The sequence below is a fragment of the Agrobacterium genomosp. 2 str. CFBP 5494 genome, assembly GCF_900013495.1.
GTDB classification, from domain to species: Bacteria; Pseudomonadota; Alphaproteobacteria; order Rhizobiales; family Rhizobiaceae; genus Agrobacterium; species Agrobacterium pusense.
This window is the reverse complement of the sequence record NZ_LT009718.1, coordinates 1790170-1813173: the sequence shown is the minus strand read 5'-3', so window position 1 is coordinate 1813173 and position 23004 is coordinate 1790170. Positions and strand designations below refer to the sequence as shown.

Genomic DNA, 23004 nt, shown 5'->3' with positions numbered 1-23004 from the left:
GAAACGATTAAATTTTGATGACGCAAATCAGCTTTGCATATTTGAGGCAGGTCACGGCCTATTCGAAATCGAGGTTCGCGGCCGGTTATCACCATCGTCCAGCGCCCGCCAGGCGGCCCCATCCATGTCCTCATACTGGCCCGAACGCACCGACCAGAGGAAGGCAAAAAGTCCGAGTGCGCCTAATAGCAGCGCAACGGGAATGAGATAGATCAGCATGTTCATGCCAGTTGCGCCCCCTCGCCCGCAAACCCGGTCTCTGGTTCATTCCGACGACCGGCGGATTCAACCGATCCGGCGAGGCGCAATGCGTTGGCGACGACGATCAGCGACGATGTCGACATGGCGATGGCCGCGATCATCGGCGTCGCATAACCAGCAATCGCGATCGGCACGGCAATGATATTATAGCCGATGGCAAGCGCGAAGTTCTGCCGGATGAGCTTTCCGGCCTGCTGCGATGTCTCGATCGCGAAAGGCACGGCATCGAGGTCCTCCTGCATAAAAACAAAATCGGCGGCCTGCCGGCCGATATCGGCCGCGGTGGCGGGCGCCATCGAAACATGTGCGGCGGCGAGCGCCGGCGCATCGTTGATACCGTCTCCCACCATCAGGACTTTGTGCCCTTCCCCGGTAAGCGAGGCGCAACGCGCCGCCTTGTCCTTCGGCGACAGGTCCGCGCTCCAGTTGGCGATCCCCAGCCGGTCGGCCATGGCGCTGACAGCTGCTGCCCGGTCACCCGAAACGATTTCCTGAGCCAAACCCCGCACCGACAGGCTACGCAATGCCGCAGCCGCACCGGCGCGCGGATTGTCATCGAAACCGAAGCTCGCCAGAAGGCGGCCATCGAGTGACAACACCACCTCCGACCGCGCATTGCCGTTGTCGGCACCCTCATCATCCGGGCACGCGAAACGGCGGTTACCGAGCCGATAGGTTCCCACATCAGTCTTCGCCTCGACGCCCGAACCCGGGATTTCATGCACCGTCTCATACGCCGGCAAAGGGCCACTGTAGGCGGCATGCAGAGCTTTTGAGAGGGGGTGGCGGGAATGGGCAGCAAGTCCTGCCGCAATTGCCATGGTGGCGGGCTTTACCTCGCCCGTCTCGACCAGTCGCGGCCTGCCGATGGTCAATGTGCCGGTCTTGTCGAACAGTACGGTATCGATCTCCGCCAGTCGCTCCATGGCCGACCCTTCCTTGACCATGATCCCGTGCCGGAAAAGCCTTCCCGCGGCCACCACCTGCACGACGGGAACGGCAAGGCCGAGCGCGCAGGGGCAGGTGATGATGAGAACCGCGATGGCGATCAGCATCGCCTGCTTCCAGTCGCCACCGAAGAAACCCCATCCGAGAAACGACACCAGCGCCAGAAGATGGACGACGGGCGAATAATAGCTTGCGGCCCGGTCGGCAATACGGCGGTAACGCGCTCGCCCACCTTCGGCCGCCTCCATCAGACTGATGACCTCCGACAGGAATGAATCCCTGGCCGAGGCGGTCACCCGGGCCACCAGCGAACCGGTAAGGTTCAGCGTACCCGCCTGCAGGCTGTCACCCACCGCAACACGCCGTGGCGCGCTTTCACCATTGACGATCGACATGTCGAGATCGCTGCTGCCACTCTCGACCACCGCGTCGACCGCCACACGGTCTCCTGCCGCTATCGCAATCGACATTCCCGGCTCGATATCGGCAAGCGGGCGGTATTCGCGTGTTCCGTTCTCACCGAGGACGGTCGCGCCCCATGGCGAGAGCCGGGCGAGCCCGGCAATCGCCGAACGAGCCTTGTCCCGCATGATATGATCGAGCGTGCGGCCGATCAGCAAGAAGAACAGCAGCGACACCGTCGCATCGAACCAGGCATGTTCACCGTGGTGGATCGTCTCCCACAGCGAAACGGCATAGGACAGCGTGATGGCCAGTGCGATCGGCACGTCCATGTTGGTGCGGCCGTGTTTCAGCGCGCTCCAGGCCGACTGATAAAAGAAACGCCCACCGTAGATCAGCGCCGGGGCGGCGATCATCGCCGAAATCCAGTGAAACATGTCGCGCGTCGCCGCATCCGCGCCTGACCAGACGGACACGGACAAAAGCATGATATTGGCCGAGGCAAAGCCGCATAGCGCAACCGCCCTGATCAGCTGCGAACGCAACGCGTCGGAAGCGTCCTGACCACTGGCGAAAAGATGCGTGCGGTATCCCGTCGCCAGAATGGCGCGGGCAAGGTCGGCGGGATCGGTCCTGACACCCTCGACCTCTTCTCTCCAGACAATCGCAACACGCTTGGACGAAAGGTTCAACCGCGCCCGCTCCACCTGCGGCAAGCGGCAGAGCGCGCGCTCCACGGTGGTGATGCAGGCGCCGCAATAAACATCCGGCACGCTGAGATCGGTCTGGCGGAGACCCTGCCCCAGATCACGGCTTGCCAGCATCAGCTCCTCTGACGACGGTGGATTGACCGGATCGGCAAGCTGCAGCGATCCTTCTGTCCCCGGTGCACAACAGCTCATTGGCGCCCCCTGACAACGGCGATCCGCGTGCCCTCGTGCACGATGATCCGGCCGTTCTTGACGGCTGTAATTTCTACGATCCACTGACCCGGCAGCATGTCATGCGGGCCGGTAAAGACCCCTTTGGCAACCGGGGTCAGCTCCATGTCGAAATTCTGGCGTTCCCCAACGGGCCGGCGAAAATGCGCGATCACCTGATCGGTATCGACCGGGCCGGTATCGGGATGAAAGACCTCGTAGCGGACCGTCCTTTCGTCCACCGCAAGTTTACCCTTTATGCCGGTCGCCGCTCTCGCCTTGGCTGCTTCCGCCTTCGCGTTGAACTGCTGGCTGGCCACATAGGTATTCGGCACGACAAGCCCGCTCCAGCTGTTGACCGCGTTCCAGGCCATCACCATGTTGACGGTGATGACGGTGCCGAAAAACAGCAGCATGACGCCCAGCATATGCCAGCCGGTGAAAGTGAAACCGGACGTGTGACGATTGTTCACGGTCATTTTGTCGCTCCCGGAGCGTTGAAAACAGCGTCATAGCGGGCCGTCTCATGGCCGCCCGTATCGCTGACGATAAACTCGAAATTTTCCGCGGCCCGAGCGACGCGCCCGCCCGGCCGGGTGACGAAGACCTTCAGCGTCGTCGCTTCATCCGGCTCCACCGTCACCTCAAAGGCACGCGCGGCCGCATCGGGCATACCGTTTATCTTCATCACCGCATCAGGAAGGCCATTGATGGTCAGGCTCATCGTGCGCGGCTGCGGCACCATGTTGAGGATGCGCACGGTGTAGCCGTTGCGGATGGATCCGTTCGATTCCAGCACGTATTGCGGATTGCGGTCGTGCAGAACATTGAGCGCCAGCCGCTCGCGCGTCACCAGCGCAAACAGCATGCCGATGCCGACAGCCGCCCAGATGGCAGTATAAAGCAGCGTGCGCGGACGGAAGATGATGCGCCAGTTGAAGTGGCGCACGCGCTTGCTGAACTTGCCGTCTTCCTCACGCACGTTGGCTGGGCGGATTGCGTGCTGACCGTTGCCGGTCGCGAGCGCCATGTTGGATTGATACTCGGCAAGCGTGGCATAGGTGATCAGGCCACGCGGCTTGCCGATCTTGTCCATCACCCCGTCGCAGGCATCGATGCAGAGCGCGCAGGTGATGCATTCCAGCTGCTGCCCGTCCCTGATGTCGATGCCCATGGGACAGACCGCGACGCAAGCGTTGCAATCGACGCAATCGCCGACGCTCTCCCCCGCTGCGGCGGCCTTTTTGGCGTGCCGTGAGCGTGGCTCGCCGCGCCAGTCGTTATAGGTGACGACAAGCGAATTCTCATCCAGCATCGCCGCCTGAATGCGTGGCCAAGGGCACATGTAGGTGCAGACCTGTTCCCGCATCAACCCGCCAAAGACATAGGTCGTGGCGGTTAGGATGGCGACGGTCGAATAGGCAATCATGGGCGCCTGGCCGGTGACGAATTCCCGCGCCAGCGTCGGCGCATCGGCGAAGTAGAAAATCCAGGCGCCGCCGGTCAGGGCGCCAATCACCAGCCAGATCGCGTGCTTCAACACTCGCTTGCGGAATTTGCCGACTGTAAGGGGCGCGGCGTCCAGCTTCATGCGTGCATTTCGGTCACCCTCGATCGCCCGTTCGACGACGAGAAACAGGTCCACCCACACTGTCTGGGGACAGGTGTAACCGCACCATGCACGTCCCACGGCGGAGGTAACGAGAAACAGCCCCAACCCCGCCATGACCAGCAATCCCGCGACGAAGAAAAATTCCTGCGGCCAGATTTCGATGAAAAAGAAATAAAAGCGTCGATTGGCGATATCGATCAATACTGCCTGATCTGGCGCATAGGGGCCACGGTCCCAACGCAGGAACGGCGTGAGATAATAAATGCCGAGCGTGACGAGCATGACAAGCCATTTGAACCGCCGGAACCGACCTTCCGCGCGCTTGGGAAAAATCTTCCTGCGTGCTTCGTAAAGCGGTTTGCGCGTTTTTGCGGAATTGACGGCCTCCGCGTCCAGCCTTTCAACGGGCTGCTGCGGGCGTTCCTGTCCGGCGCGATAGATGTTCATGATAGGAGTCCGGTTTTTATCTCCTTGCTTTCTCCCATCTCTGCGGTGAAACATCCTTGACTTGCATCAAGTGACGACAAAGTGGCGCAGCAAGAGGAGCGTGCCGCAAGAGGAGGATGAAATGTCTGTCATGCAGTCGAGAATCATTCATCTGTCTATCGAGAAGCCGTGGAGTCACGTCTATGACTTCGTTTCCGATCCGAACAACATGGCTCGCTGGGCTGCCGGACTGGCAGGTGGCCTCAGGCCGGATGGCCAAGACTGGATCGCCGAAGGCGGACCACTCGGCGAGGTCAGGGTGAATTTTGCGCCAGCAAACGAATTCGGGGTCGCGGATCACGTCGTCACTTTGCCCGATGGCCTGAAGGTCTATAACGCGCTCAGGGTAACCCCGAACGGCAGTGGCGCCGAGGTCAGTTTCACGCTGCTTCGTCTTGAGGGGATGACGGACGAGGATTTCAATGGGGATGCGAGGGCTGTCACAGCCGATCTCGAAGCCTTGAAGGCGCTGCTCGAAGAGACGTGATGGAGTAAATGATGACGGAAAATGGCAACGACCGGCGAATCGACTATGTCGAATTCAACGTGAGCGATATTGAGCGCAGCAAAGCCTTTTACGGCGGTGCTTTCGGCTGGTCTTTCAAGGATTACGGTCCGCAATATTGCGAATTTTCCGACGGCCGTCTTACCGGCGGTTTTACCACCACGGCGCCGGTTTCCGCGAAGGGTGGACCGCTGGTTATTCTCTATGCGGCTGATATCGACGATGCCCAGCGGCAGGTGGTGGCGGCGGGTGGCGAGATAAGCGTCGCAATCTTCGCCTTTCCCGGCGGACGCCGGTTCCATTTTACCGATCCCGATGGATATGAACTGGCGGTCTGGTCTGCGGCGTAAGACGTTTCGGCAAACGTCAACATTCGGCTTTGCGCGGAAGAATGACTTGGAATAAGGGGCAGCCGGGAGCGCTCAGCGTTCCCAGTTCTCCCGCTCGCGTGTAGTCGTCTTCCCGAGCTTGCGTTCCAGCTCTGCGGCCTGCGCTTCGGACAGGCGAACATCGAGGGCAACCGAACCATCCTCGTGATCTTCCCGCCCGTCGACGATGGAATTGCTGTAGACCCAGGAAATCAGCGGCAATTGTTCAACGGACAGGACAACGGTCGTCTCCGTCAGAACACCGGAGAGGCGTTTCGAAATCTCGTCCATCAGGGCATCGACGCCCTCGCCGGTGATCGCAGAGACAGCGCGAATATTGGCGCTGCCTTCGGCTCTTTGCATGATGGCGTCGTGGGCTTCCGGATCGAGGCGGTCAACCTTGTTCCAGACCTCGATGATACGGTGCTCGGCTTCCTTTTCGTCAATGCCGAGATCGCCGAGAATACGCAGCACATCCGCCGACTGCGCGGCATTGTCCGGATCGGACATATCGCGGACATGCAGGATGAGATCGGCTTCCAGCACTTCTTCCAGCGTCGCACGGAAAGCCGCGACCAGATGTGTCGGCAGATCCGAAATGAAACCGACCGTATCGGACAGGATCACCGTGCGGCCGTGCGGCAGTTTCATGCGCCGCAATGTCGGATCGAGTGTGGCGAACAGCATGTCCTCGGCCAGAACGCCCGCACCGGTAATGCGGTTGAACAGCGTCGACTTGCCGGCATTTGTATACCCGACCAGCGCCACGATCGGATGCGGCACCTTGCGGCGCTTGGCGCGATGAAGCTGGCGGGTTCGCACCACCTGCTCCAGTTCCCGCTCGAGCTTGACGATGCGTTCCTGAAGCAGGCGCCGGTCAGCCTCGATCTGCGTTTCACCGGGGCCGCCCATGAAGCCTGCTCCACCGCGCTGGCGTTCAAGGTGGGTCCAGCTTCGGACGAGGCGACCCTTCTGATAGTTCAGATGCGCAAGATCGACCTGCAGCGTACCCTCCTTGGTGGAGGCTCGGCGCCCAAAGATTTCCAGGATCAGGCCCGTTCGGTCGATAACCTTGGCATTCCAATGCTTTTCGAGATTGCGCTGCTGTACCGGCGTCAGCGGATGGTCGACAATGACCAGGCCGGAATTGGTTTCATCCAGAAGATGACCGATTTCCTCGATCTTGCCGGTGCCGAACAATGTCGCCGGGCGTGGCTGGTTGACCGCGACGATGAGCCCCTGGGTCACCTCGAGATCGATGGCGAGCGCCAGCCCCTTCGCTTCCTCAAGCTTCGCCTCGACCGAGCGGCCAGCAGCGGCGGGCGTAGCAGCCGTGTCGCGGGTGTCGCGCTGCTTCAGGACCGGCACAAGAACCACGGCGCGCATGTCGTCGCGGTGTTTTTCCTGCTCGGGAATGATCGATTCGTTCGAGGTGTCGCGGGTCGAAATGGCAGTCCTCATCGGGAAAGACGGTTGGAATTCGTCCGCGCCAGCGCGGACGTCAATAGGAAGCAACCGCCCAGCGGCAAATAAGTTCCCGGTGCGGTTGGTTCCATTAAGACGAGAAGGTCAGGACGCCTCGCGTGCAGCGCCTTCTTCGTTTTCGAACATCTGCATCGGCTGACCCGGCATGATGGTCGAAATAGCGTGCTTGTAGACAAGCTGTGCGTGATCGTCGCGACGCAGAAGCTCGCAGAAATTGTCGAAAGCCGTGACCACGCCCGTGAGCTTGACACCGTTGATCAGGAAGATCGTCAGCGCAATGTTCTTCTTGCGAACCGTGCTGAGGAACAGATCCTGAAGGTTCTGCGAGCGGTCCGGACCTTCTTCGATTTCGAGTTCCAGCGGCTGTCCGGGCATGATGGTCGAGATCGCATGCTTGTAAACCAGCTGCGAATGACCGTCCCGGCGCAGCAGAACGCAGAAATTATCGAAGGACGTTATCACGCCCGTGAGCTTCACACCGTTGATCAGGAAGATCGTCAGTGAAATCTTTTTCTTGCGTACGGTGTTGAGGAAAAGATCTTGAAGGTTTTGAGAACGTTCCGCCATGGCGCCGCTTCTTTCTTTTTTGCCGGCAGGGATACCGGAAAATAATCAATCAATAATAAGCCGGCCAAATCTCGTCCCCCGTTTGGCCGACCTCAAACTCTGGTATCAAATCGTGTCTTGTTCGGCAACGGCGAAAACAGTCGAATGGGTACGAGTATTGACCCGTTTTCTGCCGTCGAAACAGTCAGAAATATTGTATCGAAACGCGAAAAAGCTGTTCCACGTCCCGCACCGCGTCGGCGGAGGCGAACAGTACGACACGATCTTTCGCCTTGATCTTGGTGCTCCCGTCCGGCCGGATGACCACGCCATCGCGATAGATCGCGCCGATACGGACGCCTTCGGGCATTTCAACGTCACGAAAGGACTGACCGACGAGCGGGGACGTTTCCAGCGCCTCCGCCTCGATCACCTCTGCCGAACCGCGCTGCACGGCATAGACGGAGCGAATACGACCCTTGCGCACATGCTGGAGAACGCGGGAAATGGTGACCGCCCTCGGATTGATATAGGCGTCAAGTCCGAGCGAGTCGGCAACCTCGTGAAAGGAGGAACTGTTCAAAAGCGCGAGGTTCGACTTGCAGCCGAGTTGCTTGGCCATGACCGCAGCCAGGATATTGGTCTGGTCGTTATTGGTCAGGGTGACGATCAGGTCCGCGTCCTGAATGTCGGCCTGCATGAGAATTTTCTGGTCCAGCGCTGAACCATGCATGACGATGGTGTGGCTGAGCTGTTCCGATGCGGCAACTGCCCTGTCGCGATCCGCTTCGATTATCTTCACCCGCGTCTTTGGCTGCAACTCCTCGATCTTGCTTGCAACGAAGTGGCCGATATTGCCCGCGCCCGCAATAACGATGCGCTGCGCCTCCTGCTCTTCGTGACCGAACAGGCTGAGCGTGCGGCGGGCGTGTTGCCGCTGGCAGATGACGTAGGCAAGGTCGCCGACCCGCAATTGTTCGGAAGAATGCGCCACCTTGAGGAAACCATCCCGGTAGACACCCACAACCGTCGCGATGAGGTCTGGAAAGAGGCTGGAGAGTTGCTGCAACGGCGTGTTGATGACCGGGCAATCCTCCATACATTCGATGGCCAGCATGTAGACCGTGTCGTCCGCGAAACGCACCACGTCGGTCGCGCCCGGAAAGGCGATGCGCCGCAACACCATCTTGCCGACTTCAACTTCCGGCGAGATCGTCACGTCGATGGACATGTTTTCGCGGCTGAAGAGATCGGCATATTCAGGCTTAAGATAGCTCTGGTCGCGGATGCGGGCGATCTTGGTCGGCACGCTGAACAAGGCATGCGCAACCTCGCAGGCGACGATGTTGATTTCGTCATGCAGCGTCACGGCGATGATCATGTCCGCCTGGTCCGCTCCGGCCTTGGCCAGCATGTCCGGATGCGCGCCATGGCCGACGTAACCGCGGACATCAAGCGTCTCTGTGATGGCGGTTATCAAGGACGCGGCAGTATCGATGACGGATACTTCGTTGTCCTCGCGCGACAATTGTTCGGCGATGCCGTAACCCACCTGCCCTGCGCCGCAAATGATGACTCTCATGCTGTCTCTCTGACGGATAATCGGTTACGGCGACCTGGCCCTGGCCCCTTATACGCCGAGAGATTTCAGTTTGCGATGCAGTGCAGAGCGTTCCATGCCGACAAATTCCGCCGTTCGCGAAATATTGCCCCCGAATCGGTTGATCTGCGCCACCAGATAGTCTCGCTCGAACATTTCGCGAGCTTCGCGCAACGGCAGCGTCATGATGTGCTGATCGCCCTGAGCCGATATCTTCGGCAGCATGTCGCCGATATCGGACGGCAGCATGTCAGCAGAGATCGGGGCTTCACCGCCTTCGGGACGCGCCAGTATCATCAACCGCTCGATATTGTTGCGAAGCTGTCGGATGTTGCCCGGCCAGTCATGGGTCTGAAGAACGGCCATTGCGTCGTCGCCGATCTTGCGCGGGCGGATGCCAGCCTGTTCGGAAATCTGCCGCATGAACATGTCGACGAGGAAGGGAATATCCTCGCGTCGCTCGGAAAGCGCCGGTACCTTCACCGGCACGACGGCGAGACGGTGGTAGAGATCCTCGCGGAACTGGCCCTCAGCGATCAGGCTTTCGAGGTGGTGAGCCGTCGACGAAATGATGCGCACATCCACCTTCACCCGCTTGCCGCCGCCCACACGCTCGAATTGCTGGTCGACAAGCACGCGGAGGATCTTGTTCTGGGTCTCGCGGGGCATCTCGCCCACTTCGTCGAGATAAAGAACGCCACGATGGGCTTCTTCCAGTGCGCCCACCTTCCGGGGCTGTCCAGGCAGGCCTTCGGTGCCGAAGAGTGCAATCTCCATGCGATCCGGCGTGATCGTCGCGGCGTTAAGGGCAACAAAGGGACCTGTCGCCCGAGACGACTTTTTGTGGATCATCCGCGCCACCAGTTCCTTGCCGGAACCTGACGGGCCGAGAATCATGATTCGGCTGTTGGTGGGCGCGACCCGGTCGATGGTCTGGCGCAGCTGCGATACCGCAAGTGACGCACCGACAAGTTCAACCGCATCCCCCGTGCGCTTCTTGAGCTCCTGAACCTCGCGCTTCAGCTTGGAGTTTTCCAGCGCGCGTTCGGCAATGAGAATCAGACGGTCCGCCTTGAACGGCTTTTCGATGAAGTCGAAGGCGCCGCGCTTGATGGCGTTGACGGCGGTTTCGATATTACCGTGACCCGAGATCATCACGACCGGAATTTCGGGATGGCGGCTCTTGATCTCATCGAGCAGCGCCAGACCATCGAGCTTCGAACCCTGCATCCAGATGTCGAGGAAGATCAGGCGCGGCACACGTTCCGAAATGGCGGCCAGCGCGCTGTCGCTGTCGAACGCCATACGCGTTTCGTGCCCCTCATCGGAGAGAATGCCCGCCACGATTTCGCGAATGTCCGCCTCGTCATCCACGACCAGAATATCAGACGCCATATGCTGCTTCCTTGTTATTTTCGCCGCCGACCGCCTCGATATAGGGCAGCAGCACTCTGATCATGGCGCCGTGGCCATGATCGAACTCCGGCGGGGCATCATGGAGTTCCAGATACCCGCCATGCTCTTCGATGATCTTCTTGACGATGGCGAGGCCAAGGCCTGTGCCCTTGTCCCGCATCGTCATATAGGGTTCGAGAATGCGGTGGCGATTTTCCAACGGCAAACCGCGGCCATTGTCGATGATGTCGGCCACAAAACGCGAGTTGGTCTCGTCGAAGGACGCGCGAACGAGGATCTTGCCCGGCCGCTTTTCGCCTTCCACCGCTTCGATGGCTTCCGTCGCATTCTTGATGAGGTTGCCAAAGGCCTGCCCCAGCATGCGGGCATCGAACATGCCCTCCAGCGGGGTGTCACCCAGCTCCGTCGTGAACTTGGTGTCCGCGGCGCTGATTTCCCGGAGAAACGCTGCGTCCTTCAGGATCGCCCGCAGGTCCGACTTTTCCTTCGTTGGCTTCGGCATACGCGCAAAAGCGGAGAATTCATCCACCATGCGGCCGATATCGCCGACCTGCCGGACGATGGTGTCAGTACACTGGTCGAAGACGGCGCGGTCGCTTTCGTCGATCTGCTTGCCGAAACGGCGCTTGATGCGCTCGGCGGAAAGCTGGATCGGCGTCAGCGGGTTCTTGATTTCGTGTGCGATACGCCGCGCGACATCCGACCACGCCGTCGAGCGTTGCGCGATGACGAGATCGGTGATGTCGTCGAGCGTGATGACGTAGCTGTCACGGCTGTCGCGGGCGTCTTCGCGCGTTACCTGTACATTCAGCGTTCGTTCCTTGCCACGCCGCATAATGTTGATCTGCTTGCGGAAGTTGCCGCGCGACCAGCTGTTGGCCTCGTTGACGACCTGTTCGATCTCAGGCGCGATCTCGGAGAGTTGTGCGCCAATGAGCTGTTCCGACGTTTGTGCGAGGAACTCTTCGCCCGACGGATTGACGATGGTGATCCTGCGGTTTTCGTCAACGCCGATAACCGCGGCGGTCACGCCTGACAGCACGGCCTCGATGAAACGGCGGCGATCATCGATGTCGTCCTTGGCCTCGATGATCTGCTCCTGCTGGCTGCGCAGTTCCGACACCATCTTGTTGAAGGTGCGGGACAGGCGCCCGACGTCGCCATCGACGGCGCGAACGGGAACGAGGACATGCATGTTGCCGGTGGCGACACTGTCTGCGGCGCTGATGAGAAGGCGGATCGGCCGCACGATACGGTCGGCCACCGCAATGGCCGTCCAGATTGCCGCGAGCAGCACTATCAGCGCAAAACCGAGATAGAGAATTGCGAAGGCGATCTGCAGCGGGGCGCGGCCTGCCTCCATGGCCTTGTATTCGGCGCGGTTCTCTTCCATCAACCGCATCGCGCCCATCACCTTGGGATCGACCGCACGCACCGTATAAAGGAATGTGCCGCTGATGCCTTCGAGCTTGATGATGGCGCCTACGAGGTTGGTAATACCGGGCGGGATCAGCGTCGGCTGGCCGGCAGCCGCCTTTTCGAGCGCGTCATGCGGTATCGCGGGAAGCGGCTTTTCCGTCTTGATGTCGGCCTGGGCGACGGCGTCGCCATCCTCCTGCACGAGAAACGCACCAAGAAGGCCGCGCCCCTTGGCCTGGCGGGTCATAAGATCAACGAAGCCGGTGCGGTCGAGATAAAAGAGAGCGCGGTTGCGGTCGAGGTCGGTCGCCATCGACAGGGTCTGCCCCTGGAGGTAACCGGCATTCTCCATCATGTATGCCTGGGCGATATTACTTGATGAATCGACGATCGACTGGGTGCGCAGCGAAAACCAGCGATCGAGACCGACATTCAGCGTCAGGCTGGCGAAGATGGCGACGAGCACTGCGGGCGTGATCGCCACGATGGAGAAAAGGACGACAATGCGCACGTGCAGACGCGCCGCCGCCCTGCCCTTTTTGCGCGCTTTCAGCAGCCGGTTGATTTCGCGACCGATCAGGAAGATCAGGCCGATCACGAAGATCGAGTTGATGACGACGGAAGCGATGACCACGTTCGATGTCGGCGCGATTGGCGTGACGCCCAGCAGCACGAAAAGCGTGATGATGGCGCACACGAGGGCCACGCCGGCGAGCACCAGCCCCGGCAGAGCGAAAGACATCCTGCGATCGGCGACCACCATGCCCGCTGCTTCGTCGGCAACGGCGTTTTCGGCGGCGGGTTTCCGCATGCACTACTCCCAATCGCTGGCCAGCCAGCGCCACAGTCATGAAGTCAGGCGAGGTTCGCGCGTGTCCCGCGAATCTCTGTCCTTCCTAGTGTTTTCCAAGCAACACAATGTGGCGAAAATGCAACGACAAATGCGGCCTTGTCAACATTCTCAGCTGGGGCGGGAGCTGCGATAAACGGAAACACCCAGCTCGCGGATTTTCTTGCGCAGGGTATTCCGGTTCAGACCGAGAAGATCGGCAGCCTTGATCTGGTTGCCGCGCGTGGCAGTCAACGCAGCTAGAATCAGCGGATACTCCAGTTCGCGCAGCACGCGGTCATAAAGACCTGGAGGAGGCAGGCCATCGCCGAAGCTGGCGAAATAGTCCCTCATGTTTTCCTCGACCGCCTGCGAGATGGTGAGTGAACCGGTGCGGACCGCCATCTTGTCGAGCGGGCTGTCGGGAACATCCGATTGCAGTTCCTGCTCGATGATTTCGCGGGTGATGACTTCCTGCGGATAAAGCGCCATCAGTCGTCGGATCAGGTTTTCCAGCTCGCGCACATTGCCCGGCCAGGCATAGGCCTTCATAACTTCAAGAGCTTCGGTCTCGAAACGCTTGCCTTCCAGGCCTTCCTTCTCGCCCGTCTGGATGAAATGGCGAACCAGATCGGGAATATCCTCGGCGCGGTCCCGCAGAGGTGGCAGGCGCAACGGCACCACGTTCAGGCGATAATAAAGGTCCTCGCGGAACAGGCCCTGATTGATCGACTGCTTCAGATCCTTGTTGGTTGCCGCGACGATACGGACATCGGTACGGATCGGCGTGCGTCCGCCGACCGTCGTATATTCACCCTGCTGCAATACGCGCAGCAGGCGCGTCTGGGCGTCCATCGGCATGTCGCCGATTTCATCGAGGAAGAGCGTGCCGCCCTCGGCCTGTTCGAAACGCCCGGTGGAGCGGTTCTGAGCGCCGGTAAAGGCACCCTTTTCATGGCCGAAGAGTTCGGATTCGATGAGATCGCGCGGGATGGCCGCCATATTGATGGCAACGAACGGACCGTTGCGGCGTTTGCCGTAATCATGCAGCGCGCGGGCCACCAGTTCCTTACCCGTACCGGATTCACCCGTGATCATCAGCGTCAGGTCGGTCTGCATCAGGCGGGCGAGAACCCGGTAGATTTCCTGCATTGCGGCGGAGCGACCGACGAGCGGCATGCCGTCCTGCATGTCGTCGTCCAGCTTCGCCGGCTTGCGCTTGGGCTCCGATAAAGCCCGGCCAATGATGGCGATCAGTTCTGTCAGGTCGAAGGGCTTGGGCAGGTAATCGTAGGCGCCCTTTTCCGAGGCCTTGATGGCGGTCATGAAGGTGTTCTGAGCGCTCATAACGAGAACGGGAAGGTCCGGACGGGCTTTCTTGATGCGCGGCAGAAGGTCGAAGGCGTTTTCATCGGGCATGACGACATCGGTGACGACAAGATCGCCCTCACCTGCCGAAACCCAGCGCCAGAGCGTTGCAGCATTGGAGGTGATGCGCACGTCATAACCGGCGCGGCTCAGCGCCTGGTTGAGCACCGTGCGGATTGCGGCATCATCATCGGCGACGAGGATCGTAGCTGTCATTGGTCATTCCCTGTCGTGTTCGGCAAAGTGCTGTCGTCGAGCGCCACTTCCGGCGAGACGGGCATCAATACGCGGAAAGTCGTGCGGTGGTTCTGGCTGTCGCATTCGACAATGCCGCCATGGGCGCCGATCAGCTTGGCGACAAGCGCCAGACCGAGGCCCGAACCATTCGTCTTGGTGGTGATGAACGGATCGAAAAGATGCGGCAAGAGATCGGCGGGTACGCCCGGGCCATTGTCATGCACGCAGAATTCCAGCGGAAGCGAGATGCGCTCCCGGCTGCCGGCAACCGATAGTCGGATCCCGGGACGATAGGCGGTCGTCAGCACGATCTCGCCATCCGACTGATTGGCCACCGCTTCGGCCGCATTCTTGACCAGGTTGAGGAAGACCTGCACCAGCTGGTCGCGGTTGGCGTAGACCGGCGGCAGCGACGGGTCGTAATTTTCCGATATCTTGATGTTGCGGGCGAAACCGGCCTTGGCGATCGCCTTTACATGATCGAGAACCGAATGGATGTTGACCGGCACGCGATCCACCGGCCGCTCGTCGGAAAACACCTCCATACGGTCGACCAGCGAAACGATGCGATCCGTCTCGTCACAGATCAGCCGGGTCAGCGCCCGGTCCTCATCCGCAACCGAGGTCTCCAGAAGCTGGGCCGCGCCGCGAATGCCCGACAGAGGGTTCTTGATCTCATGCGCGAGCATCGAGGCAAGGCCGGTGACGGAGCGGGCAGCAGCGCGATGGGTCAGCTGCCGGTCGATCTTGTCGGCCATAGACCGTTCCTGAAAGACGACGACGACCGATCCAGGCTCGCTGACGACGGGCGCGACATAAAGATCAACCAGCTTGTCCTGGCCGAGACGCGGCGAGCTCAGATCAACGCGATATTCATTGACCGGCGCGCGGCGCTCCCGCACCTGATCGATCAGGGCAAGCAGCGGGCTGCCGAAGGGGATGAAAGTGGAAACCCTATAGCGCGCGAGGTGGGAGGCGCTGGCGCCGAAAAAGGCTTCGGCTTCCCAGTTGGCGAAGGCGATAAAACCTTCGGCATCCACCAGAATGACGGGATTCTGCACCGCGTTCAGAACCGCCATGGCGAGCGGGTTCGCATCTGCAGGGCTGTGTTTATCAGCGCTCATGCGGCCTTCCTTGCGGCATCTTCGCCCGCATTTTCGCAAAGGGCGGAACGCAGCAGGTCTGCCACCTCCCCCGTCTCGCGCGATGTCATGATTTTTGCCTTTTCGGTCGTGGCGATACCTGGCGCGAAACGGTCGAGATACCAGCCGAGATGTTTGCGGGCATGCCGGAGGCCGGCTTCCCTTCCGTAAAATTCCAGCATCATCTCATAATGTTCGACGGCGATGGCGGGGATATCCTCTCGATGCGGCGCTGCATGTCCCGCGAGCACCGCCGGCAACCACGGCTGCCCCTGCGCGCCGCGACCGACCATGACGGCGTCCGCACCAGACCGCCGCAGGATTTCGCGAGCATCTTCCGCCGTCTCGACGTCACCATTGGCGATCAGCGGCACGGAGATCACCTCACGCACGGCGCGGATGGCATCCCAATCCGCCCGCCCCTCGTAAAACTGCATGCGGGTGCGACCGTGAATGGTAATAAGGCGAACGCCTGCTGCTTCGGCGCGCCGAGCTATATCAGGTGCGTTAATGCTGTTTTCATCCCAGCCGAGCCGCATCTTCAAGGTCACCGGCACATCGACCGCTTTGACAGTCGCCTCGATCAGCGAAAGCGCGTGATCGGGATCGCGCATCAGCGCCGAGCCTGAATAACCGCCCGTCACCTTCTTGGCAGGACAGCCCATATTGATATCGATGATACCGGCGCCATTGCCAGCAGCGATCTTCGCCGCCTCGGCCATGAAATGCGCCTCGCGCCCCGCAAGCTGCACCATGTGCGGAACCATGCCTGCATTTTTCAGCCGCGCCCAGGATTCCCCGCGATTGGCAACAAGCTCCCGGCTTGCCACCATTTCCGTCACCACGAGGCCCGCTCCGTAACGCCAGGCGAGCTGTCGGAAAGGCAGATCCGTCACGCCCGACATAGGCGCCAGCACAGCCCGATTACGGATCGTAACTGACCCGATGCTGAACGGTTCTGACAACTCCGGAAGGGCCAAATGATGATCTTTCATGCAGAAGGGTTATTTGCATTATTTTTAGACAGTGTTTGCGCAGTTGCCAAGCACTTTTAGAAGGTTGCACCTTTTATTTGCTGAGCGGCTGCCTGCCTGTTTTGCTGTCGGCGGCAAATTGTGCAGCTTCGAAGGCGCAGCAACGTCATGTCCTGCGCTTTGCGGGGCTGATGCCCGCCTTATCGGGCTGGCCATCCGGGTTTTGAAACGCTAGAGCATGACTGTCAACCACGAAGGGTTGCACGCAAAGCATACGACCAATGCAGGAACGTACTATGAAACTCGGCATCGTCATCGTGGCCGCGGGACGCGGGGAAAGAGCCGGCTCTCCCGAGGAGGGTCCGAAACAATATCGTCCGATCGGCGGCAAGGCGGTGATCGAGCACACTCTGTCGACGTTCCTCCAGTGGAAGAACGCTTCCCATATCGTCGTCGTGCACCATGCGGACGATACGGCGCTGCTCACTCCGGTTCTCCAGCGACTTGATGCCGGGGAGCGCGTCACCACGGTTATTGGCGGCGTGACACGGCAGCAGTCTGTTCTGGCAGGGCTGGAGGCGCTTTCCCGCCATGGCCTGAGCCACGTAATGATCCACGACGCGGTGCGGCCTTTCGTTTCCGTCGATATGCTTGAACGTATTGTCACCCTGCACCGGGAGGGTGCGGGCGGTGTTCTACCCGCCCTGCCCGTCACTGACACGCTGAAACGCGGCGCGGGCAATCGTGTCACCGACACGGTTTCGAGACAGGGCCTTTATGCCGCACAGACCCCACAGAGTTTCGACTATGACGACATCCTCGCCGCGCATCGCGCTGCTGCCGCCTCGGGAAAATCGGATTTTACCGATGACGCGTCGATTGCCGAATGGGCGGGTCTGGCAGTAACATTGACCGAAGGTTCGGTCGATAATGTGAAACTCACTCTCAAGCGGGATATCGCCATGGCCGATGAAAAGCTCTCTCCTGCAATGCCGGACGTGCGCACCGGGAACGGCTACGACGTACACCAGCTGGAGGCCGGCGAAGGCGTGACGCTGTGCGGCATATTCATCGAGCATGATCAGAAGCTCAAAGGTCATTCGGATGCGGACGTTGCGCTGCATGCGCTGACGGATGCCTTGCTGGCGACCTGCGGCGCCGGCGACATCGGTGACCATTTCCCTCCTTCCGATCCGCAATGGAAAGGAGCTCCTTCCCGCATATTTCTGGAGCACGCGGCGAAAGTGGTGCGCGACAATGGCGGCACGATCATGAATGCCGATGTCTCGCTGATCGCCGAAGCGCCGCGCATCGGGCCGCATCGGCAGGCCATGCGGGAAGCGCTCTCCGACATGCTCGGCATCTCGCTGGAGCGTTGCTCGGTGAAGGCGACGACCAATGAAACCATCGGCTTCGTTGGTCGCAGGGAGGGGATTGCAGCAATCGCCACCGCCACGGTCGTTTACAAGGGCAGACCGCTATGAGCCTGTTTCCAGCGGATATTGAAGGGCTCGCACGGCAGATCATTGCTGATTTTGCAGCAGACGGTCTCATGGTCTCGACCGCGGAAAGCTGCACGGGCGGCCTGATCGCGGGTGCGTTGACGGAGATTTCGGGCTCCTCTGCGGTGGTCGACCGCGGTTTTGTCACCTATACGAACGAGGCCAAGATGGACATGCTTGGCGTTGGCGCTGAAACGCTGACGGGCTTTGGCGCGGTCTCGCGGCAAACCGCACTGCAGATGGCGCACGGCGCCCTGTTCCGGTCACGCGCCGATTTCGCGGTTGCCGTTACCGGCATTGCCGGTCCGGGGGGTGGATCCGCCGAAAAGCCGGTGGGTCTCGTTCATCTGGCCGCCAAGGCCCGTCACGGCCGGAGCCTGCATCAGGAAATGCATTATGGCGAGATCGGCCGCACGGACATCCGTCTTGCAACGGTCAGGACGGCGCTCGAGATGCTGATCGCCCTCCGTCAGGCGGGATTGGTGTAGATCTTGTCGGCGCGGGTCTCGAAAGCTTCTGCGAACATGCGGAAGGCACGGTCGAACATGGACCCCATGACTGCGCCCAAGAGGCGGTTCTTGAACTCGTATTCGATGAAGAAATGCACGTTGAAGCCGCCCTCGGCAGCATCGAAACGCCAGCGATTGTCGAGATATTTGAACGGCCCGTCGATATATTTGACGTCGATGGCCCGTTCCGCGGGATTGAGCAGAACCTGCGTGGTGAAGGTCTCGCGAATGGCCTTGTAACCCACGGTCATATCCGCCACCAGCAGCGTCTTGCCATCGCGCTCCTTGCGGGAGCGCACGGTAAGTGCTTCGCATAAGGGCAGGAACTGCGGATACTTCTCCACATCGGCGACGAGGTCGTACATGCGGTCCGGCGAGTGTTTTACAAAACGATGCGTTTCGAACTTGGGCATGAGCGGCAGTTAATCCTCGATGTGCAGAAGATCAAGAAGGCGGCGGAGTTGTTTTCGGCTTTTCAGCTGCCATACCGGCACATCCGGCCCATAGAGGTCGAAATTCTGCTCGAAAAGTGGTCCGTGTCGCCGCTCGAAATTCCAGATATAGCGCAGGAATTCGCGGTCCAGTCGCTCAGGGCAGCCCTGCGCCATTTCCGGTCGCGCCTTGCCGTAGCCTTTCACGATTCGGCTGGTGGCACCCCAGAGACAGAGCCAGCGCGGCATGCGAACCCAGATCACGATATCGGTTCTCGGCAGACGCAGATCAAACGACGAGGGATTGCTGCCATCCATCAACCACCGCTCGCCCGCAACGAAGTCCGCGATCCTTTCACGCTGTTCCGCACGCGGGCGCAGTTGCCAGCCCGGCAGCCAGAAAATTTCCCGGTCCATCGAGATATATTCCAGTCCAAAGCGCCGCACGAGCTTGCGCGAGAGCGTGGACTTGCCACCGCCGGAACAGCCGACGATCATGATGCGTTGCGCGCCAGCGATGATGGCGGCCGCATCATCCGCCTTTTCGAGGTAGTTTGGCATATTCTGAGCCCCATTCGAGCGCTGCGCGCCCCTCTCCCATCTGGCGATTGCTTTCAATCGATATCCGGGTGGCGCATGGCAGTTACGGAAAATTGACTATTGCAACCCCTTGCGGGGGATTGCTATTTATTTGCGACTAATATTACACCCATTGGATGCAACGGCGCTGGAAGCTCCCTATTTCGCCCAGCCTATTCATCCTTGGGTTCAGACCCGATACATAACCGCTTTGAGCCACTGAGTGAGCCGATGGACGATTTTTCCAACATCATTAACCTTCTCGAATCCGCCAAACAGCTTGCATCGATGAACGGCATGCCTGTGCTCGCCTATCTGATCGACGTCGCCAAATGCGAGGCGAGAGAAAACAAGCCGGTTCTGCGCAAGCGCAAGCGCGGCGAATCGACCGCCAAGGAAGACTGTTAATTGCCGGCGCCTGGCCGACCGATAAAGCCGGCTGGCCCAATCTTCAAGACAATGTCATAATCACCCAATGAAACCGGCCGCTTTTCCAGGCGGCCGTTTCTTTGCCCAATGGAAACGACAGCGTCATGACAGCCGCATCAGCCGACATCAGAACCTACAGACAGGAAAGACCGAAGGAGCGACACGCATTCGTTCAGATCGTTCTGCCGGTCTCCGGCTGCCTGCGTATCGATGTGGCAGGACGGCAAGATGAGTTGTCCATCGGGCGCGGCGTCTTTATCCACCGCGATCTTCCGCATACCCAGGAAGCCACGGCCATCAATCATTCGCTGGTGGTGGATATCGATGAATGCGTGATTCCCGAACAGACGCTTGAAAAATTCGCTCACGCGCCCTTTCTCGATATTGCGCCTGAGACACGTCAATTGATCGCCTATATGCGCAGCCTGGTTGGAACGGATGGACGCCGTGACGATATTGCAGCCATTTGGGCGCCGCTGCTGGTTGACAGCCTTGCCAACAACAAGCGCGATATGCGCCAGCGCATGCGAAAGCTGAGCGAAGTCGTGAGGGCCGAGCCCTTCTTTCCGTGGACGATCGAGATGCTGGCCTCTTGCATGACGCTCAGCGACAGCCGCCTGCATGCGCTGTTTCTTGAAGAATTCGGTCTTCCCCCGCATCGGTGGCTGTCCGGGTTGCGCATGGAGAAGGTGTGCGCCCTGCTCAGCAACTCCGTCATGCCGATTTCCGAAATCGCGCTTAGGGCCGGTTTTTCCGACCAGACGGCGCTGACACGGGCCATGCGCCTTGCGGTGGGAGAGACCCCCGCCGCGTATCGCCGCCGCCACGGCATTCATTAGAACCGTTCACATTCGTCAGGAGTTTTTGTCAAGACAGCCGCAACCGCCTGTGGCACATCGCTGACAAATGTGAATGCGGATGTGATGGACATGAACAGGACTGGTCTCGGTGTTTTTTACGGCATAATGGCGGGTGCGCTCTGGGGCGGGATATTTCTCGCTCCGAAACTCGTGCCGGATTTTTCCGCCCTGCAGCTTTCCACGGCGCGCTACCTGACCTATGGGCTGATTTCGCTGGCCATCATCGGGCCACGCCTCAAACAAGTGTCGGCGCGGTTTGGCGCGCGCGAATGGTTGGCGCTTGGCTGGCTGAGCATGATCGGCAACATCGCCTACTATGTTTTCATCTCGACCGCGGTGAAATTGAGCGGCGTCGCCTTCACCTCAATCATCATCGGCTTCCTGCCTGTTGCCGTTACCATCATCGGCAGTCGCGACCACGGCGCCGTATCGCTGAAGCGGCTGTGGCCGTCGCTTGCCTTCGGCGCGATAGGCATTCTCGGCATCTCATGGCAGTCGCTGACGGAAAACGATGCGGGTCTGGATATTTCTCGTGTCATCGGCCTTGCCTGCGCGCTCGGGGCGTTGACTTCATGGACGGCTTTTGCCGTAGGCAATGCCCGCTGGCTTTCGCGCCTTCACGATGTGAGCGCCGATGACTGGAACATGATGACGGGTGTAGTGACCGGCGGGCTTGCGCTGGCGCTCGCCATCCCCGCCTTCGCACTGGGTGGAGAAAGCCACAGCACAGGCGACTGGCTGTATTTCGCCGCCATCGCCGCCGGGCTCGGCTTCACCGCGTCCATCCTCGGCAATGCCTTCTGGAACCGTATGAGCCGCATGCTGCCGCTTACCATGGTTGGGCAGATGATCCTGTTTGAAACGCTGTTTGCGCTGCTTTACGGTTTTCTCTGGGAAGGGCGTGGCCCGACGCTGGTCGAGGTCCTGGCGATCTGCTCGGTCGTGCTGAGCGTCGTGCTCTGCATGCGGGCGCACAGGCCTGAAAAGGTTGCGGCGTGATCGGCCTGAGGGTCAAGACTATTGTATTGATCCACAGGCGCCGCGTCTCACGCACCATCATCCTCGGGCCTTTCCCAAGGATCTAGTCACCCATTGTCATTTTCATAGGTTGCAGATGCTCGGGGCAGGCCCGAGCATGACGATGGTGATAACATGAAGACTTCAAATCTCAACGCCGTATTGGCGAACCTTGCGTCGCTTATTCCGCAGCCGCCAGCAGCTTCTTTTCGCGTGCCGCACGCAGGCGTTCGAAATCGTCACCGGCGTGGTGGGAAGAACGGGTCAGCGGGCTTGACGAAACCATCAGGAAGCCCTTGGTGTAAGCCACCGTCTCGTAGGACTTGAATTCCTCCGGCGTCACGAAAGCCTCGACCTTGTGGTGCTTGCGGGTGGGCTGCAGGTACTGGCCGATGGTCAGGAAGTCGACGTCAGCGCTGCGCAGATCGTCCATCAGCTGCAGCACTTCATTGCGCTCTTCACCGAGGCCAACCATGATGCCCGACTTGGTGAACATGGTGGGATCGAGTTCCTTCACCCGTTGCAGAAGGCGCACCGAGTGGAAATAGCGCGCACCCGGGCGGACCGTGAGGTAGTTGCCCGGAACCGTTTCCAGATTATGGTTGAAGACGTCGGGCTTTGCGGCAACGACACGTTCCAGCGCGCCGGGCTTCTTCAGGAAGTCGGGCGTGAGGATTTCGATTGTGGTCGTCGGAGAGGCTGCGCGGATCGCCCAGATCACCTTTTCGAAATGTTCAGCGCCGCCATCGGCGAGATCGTCACGGTCGACGGAGGTAATGACGACATGGGAAAGTCCCATCTGCTTGACGGCCTTGGCGACATTTTCCGGCTCATTCATGTCGAGCGGATTGGGCTTGCCGGTCGCGACGTTGCAGAAGGCGCAGGCACGGGTGCAGATTTCACCCATGATCATGAAGGTCGCGTGCTTCTTGTCCCAGCATTCGCCGATATTTGGACAGCCGGCTTCCTCGCACACGGTCACCAGCTTGTGGCTGCGCACCAGTTCGCGCGTCTCGTGGTAACCCTTGGAGGTCGGCGCCTTGACGCGGATCCATTCGGGCTTGCGCATCACCTCGGTATCAGGCTTGTGCGCCTTTTCCGGGTGGCGGATACGCTTTTCGTCAGACGACGTCCTGTCGAGAATAGTGACCATAAAAAC

At 60.1% G+C, this 23004-nt stretch carries 22 protein-coding genes and 1 pseudogene; 7 read left to right on the top strand and 16 right to left on the bottom strand.

Features of this window, described 5'->3' with window-relative positions; translation table 11 throughout:
- Positions 1-51 precede the first annotated feature (51 nt).
- The 4 genes from ccoS to ccoG are packed head-to-tail and all read right to left on the bottom strand — an operon-like array spanning position 52 to position 4590.
- Positions 52-225 (bottom strand): cbb3-type cytochrome oxidase assembly protein CcoS, encoded by a 174-nt coding sequence (gene ccoS / locus AGR2A_RS08905; RefSeq protein ID WP_072494362.1) that lies wholly within the window; start codon positions 223-225, stop codon positions 52-54.
- Positions 222-2513, bottom strand: a complete 2292-nt coding sequence (locus AGR2A_RS08900; protein WP_080822670.1) for a cation-translocating P-type ATPase — start codon at positions 2511-2513, stop codon at positions 222-224. Before AGR2A_RS08900 ends, ccoS begins: the two co-directional genes overlap by 4 nt.
- Positions 2510-3010 (bottom strand): FixH family protein, encoded by a 501-nt coding sequence (locus AGR2A_RS08895; protein ID WP_004441680.1) that lies wholly within the window; start codon positions 3008-3010, stop codon positions 2510-2512. Before AGR2A_RS08895 ends, AGR2A_RS08900 begins: the two co-directional genes overlap by 4 nt.
- Positions 3007-4590: a cytochrome c oxidase accessory protein CcoG gene (gene ccoG, locus AGR2A_RS08890; RefSeq protein ID WP_072494360.1), complete on the bottom strand. Its 1584-nt coding sequence runs from the start codon at positions 4588-4590 to the stop codon at positions 3007-3009. Before ccoG ends, AGR2A_RS08895 begins: the two co-directional genes overlap by 4 nt.
- 121 nt (positions 4591-4711) lie before the next feature.
- On the opposite strand from ccoG, the gene AGR2A_RS08885 reads away from it, so the two are divergent.
- Both AGR2A_RS08885 and AGR2A_RS08880 read left to right on the top strand, forming a co-directional pair.
- Positions 4712-5116 carry an SRPBCC family protein gene (locus tag AGR2A_RS08885; RefSeq protein ID WP_072494359.1) on the top strand — a complete coding sequence of 135 codons (405 nt, stop codon included), beginning with the start codon at positions 4712-4714 and terminating at the stop codon, positions 5114-5116.
- An 11-nt stretch (positions 5117-5127) separates the two neighbouring features.
- The gene (locus AGR2A_RS08880) at positions 5128-5484 is read left to right on the top strand and encodes a VOC family protein (protein ID WP_037089260.1); all 357 of its coding nucleotides are present in this window, start codon (positions 5128-5130) and stop codon (positions 5482-5484) included.
- Positions 5485-5556: 72 nt separating this feature from the next.
- Here the strand turns inward: AGR2A_RS08880 and hflX are convergent, their stop codons facing one another.
- The 9 genes and pseudogenes from hflX to dusB form a co-directional block, all read right to left on the bottom strand.
- Positions 5557-6963, bottom strand: coding sequence for a GTPase HflX (hflX, locus tag AGR2A_RS08875; RefSeq protein ID WP_167378181.1), 1407 nt, complete (start codon positions 6961-6963; stop codon positions 5557-5559).
- Positions 6964-7071: 108 nt separating this feature from the next.
- Positions 7072-7362, bottom strand: a complete 291-nt coding sequence (hfq, locus tag AGR2A_RS29855; protein ID WP_197483846.1) for an RNA chaperone Hfq — start codon at positions 7360-7362, stop codon at positions 7072-7074.
- Positions 7339-7554, bottom strand: a pseudogene (gene hfq, locus AGR2A_RS30040) (RNA chaperone Hfq); the annotation flags it as partial. The pseudogene hfq (AGR2A_RS30040) and the gene hfq (AGR2A_RS29855), both read right to left, overlap by 24 nt.
- A 184-nt stretch (positions 7555-7738) precedes the next feature.
- On the bottom strand, positions 7739-9115 hold the full coding sequence (gene trkA / locus AGR2A_RS08865) for a Trk system potassium transporter TrkA (protein WP_004441664.1): 1377 nt from the start codon (positions 9113-9115) through the stop codon (positions 7739-7741).
- Positions 9116-9163: 48 nt separating this feature from the next.
- Positions 9164-10528, bottom strand: coding sequence for a nitrogen assimilation response regulator NtrX (gene ntrX / locus AGR2A_RS08860; RefSeq protein ID WP_004441661.1), 1365 nt, complete (start codon positions 10526-10528; stop codon positions 9164-9166).
- Positions 10518-12779 (bottom strand): sensor histidine kinase NtrY-like, encoded by a 2262-nt coding sequence (locus AGR2A_RS08855; RefSeq protein ID WP_072494358.1) that lies wholly within the window; start codon positions 12777-12779, stop codon positions 10518-10520. The genes ntrX and AGR2A_RS08855 overlap by 11 nt, the downstream gene beginning before the upstream one ends.
- Positions 12780-12929: 150 nt before the next feature.
- Positions 12930-14381, bottom strand: coding sequence for a nitrogen regulation protein NR(I) (ntrC, locus tag AGR2A_RS08850; RefSeq protein WP_004441656.1), 1452 nt, complete (start codon positions 14379-14381; stop codon positions 12930-12932).
- Complete coding sequence (locus tag AGR2A_RS08845) at positions 14378-15526, bottom strand: two-component system sensor histidine kinase NtrB (RefSeq protein WP_004441645.1); 1149 nt, start codon at positions 15524-15526, stop codon at positions 14378-14380. The genes ntrC and AGR2A_RS08845 overlap by 4 nt, the downstream gene beginning before the upstream one ends.
- Entirely contained in the window at positions 15523-16539 is a 1017-nt protein-coding gene (dusB, locus tag AGR2A_RS08840) for a tRNA dihydrouridine synthase DusB (RefSeq protein ID WP_072494357.1), read from the bottom strand. The genes AGR2A_RS08845 and dusB overlap by 4 nt, the downstream gene beginning before the upstream one ends.
- 275 nt (positions 16540-16814) lie before the next feature.
- Here dusB and AGR2A_RS08835 point away from each other — a divergent pair, with 275 nt between their 5' ends.
- Complete coding sequence (locus AGR2A_RS08835) at positions 16815-18002, top strand: bifunctional 2-C-methyl-D-erythritol 4-phosphate cytidylyltransferase/2-C-methyl-D-erythritol 2,4-cyclodiphosphate synthase (RefSeq protein ID WP_072494356.1); 1188 nt, start codon at positions 16815-16817, stop codon at positions 18000-18002.
- Positions 17999-18508 carry a CinA family protein gene (locus AGR2A_RS08830; RefSeq protein ID WP_004441636.1) on the top strand — a complete coding sequence of 170 codons (510 nt, stop codon included), beginning with the start codon at positions 17999-18001 and terminating at the stop codon, positions 18506-18508. Before AGR2A_RS08835 ends, AGR2A_RS08830 begins: the two co-directional genes overlap by 4 nt.
- Here the strand turns inward: AGR2A_RS08830 and AGR2A_RS08825 are convergent.
- Both AGR2A_RS08825 and AGR2A_RS08820 read right to left on the bottom strand, forming a co-directional pair.
- Positions 18490-18942 carry a type II toxin-antitoxin system RatA family toxin gene (locus AGR2A_RS08825; RefSeq protein WP_072494355.1) on the bottom strand — a complete coding sequence of 151 codons (453 nt, stop codon included), beginning with the start codon at positions 18940-18942 and terminating at the stop codon, positions 18490-18492. The genes AGR2A_RS08830 and AGR2A_RS08825 overlap by 19 nt on opposite strands.
- Positions 18943-18951: 9 nt before the next feature.
- Entirely contained in the window at positions 18952-19521 is a 570-nt protein-coding gene (locus tag AGR2A_RS08820) for an AAA family ATPase (RefSeq protein WP_072494354.1), read from the bottom strand.
- Positions 19522-19770: 249 nt separating this feature from the next.
- On the opposite strand from AGR2A_RS08820, the gene AGR2A_RS29525 reads away from it, so the two are divergent.
- From AGR2A_RS29525 to AGR2A_RS08805, 3 genes are all read left to right on the top strand, one after another.
- The gene (locus AGR2A_RS29525; RefSeq protein WP_003496171.1) at positions 19771-19947 is read left to right on the top strand and encodes a hypothetical protein; all 177 of its coding nucleotides are present in this window, start codon (positions 19771-19773) and stop codon (positions 19945-19947) included.
- A gap of 125 nt (positions 19948-20072) precedes the next feature.
- Positions 20073-20807 carry a helix-turn-helix transcriptional regulator gene (locus AGR2A_RS08810; protein ID WP_006697548.1) on the top strand — a complete coding sequence of 245 codons (735 nt, stop codon included), beginning with the start codon at positions 20073-20075 and terminating at the stop codon, positions 20805-20807.
- A gap of 90 nt (positions 20808-20897) precedes the next feature.
- Positions 20898-21827 (top strand): DMT family transporter, encoded by a 930-nt coding sequence (locus AGR2A_RS08805; RefSeq protein WP_072494914.1) that lies wholly within the window; start codon positions 20898-20900, stop codon positions 21825-21827.
- A 199-nt stretch (positions 21828-22026) separates the two neighbouring features.
- On the opposite strand, the gene lipA is transcribed toward AGR2A_RS08805, so the two are convergent.
- Positions 22027-22998, bottom strand: a complete 972-nt coding sequence (lipA, locus tag AGR2A_RS08800) for a lipoyl synthase (RefSeq protein ID WP_004441621.1) — start codon at positions 22996-22998, stop codon at positions 22027-22029.
- Between the last annotated feature and the right edge of the window lie 6 nt (positions 22999-23004).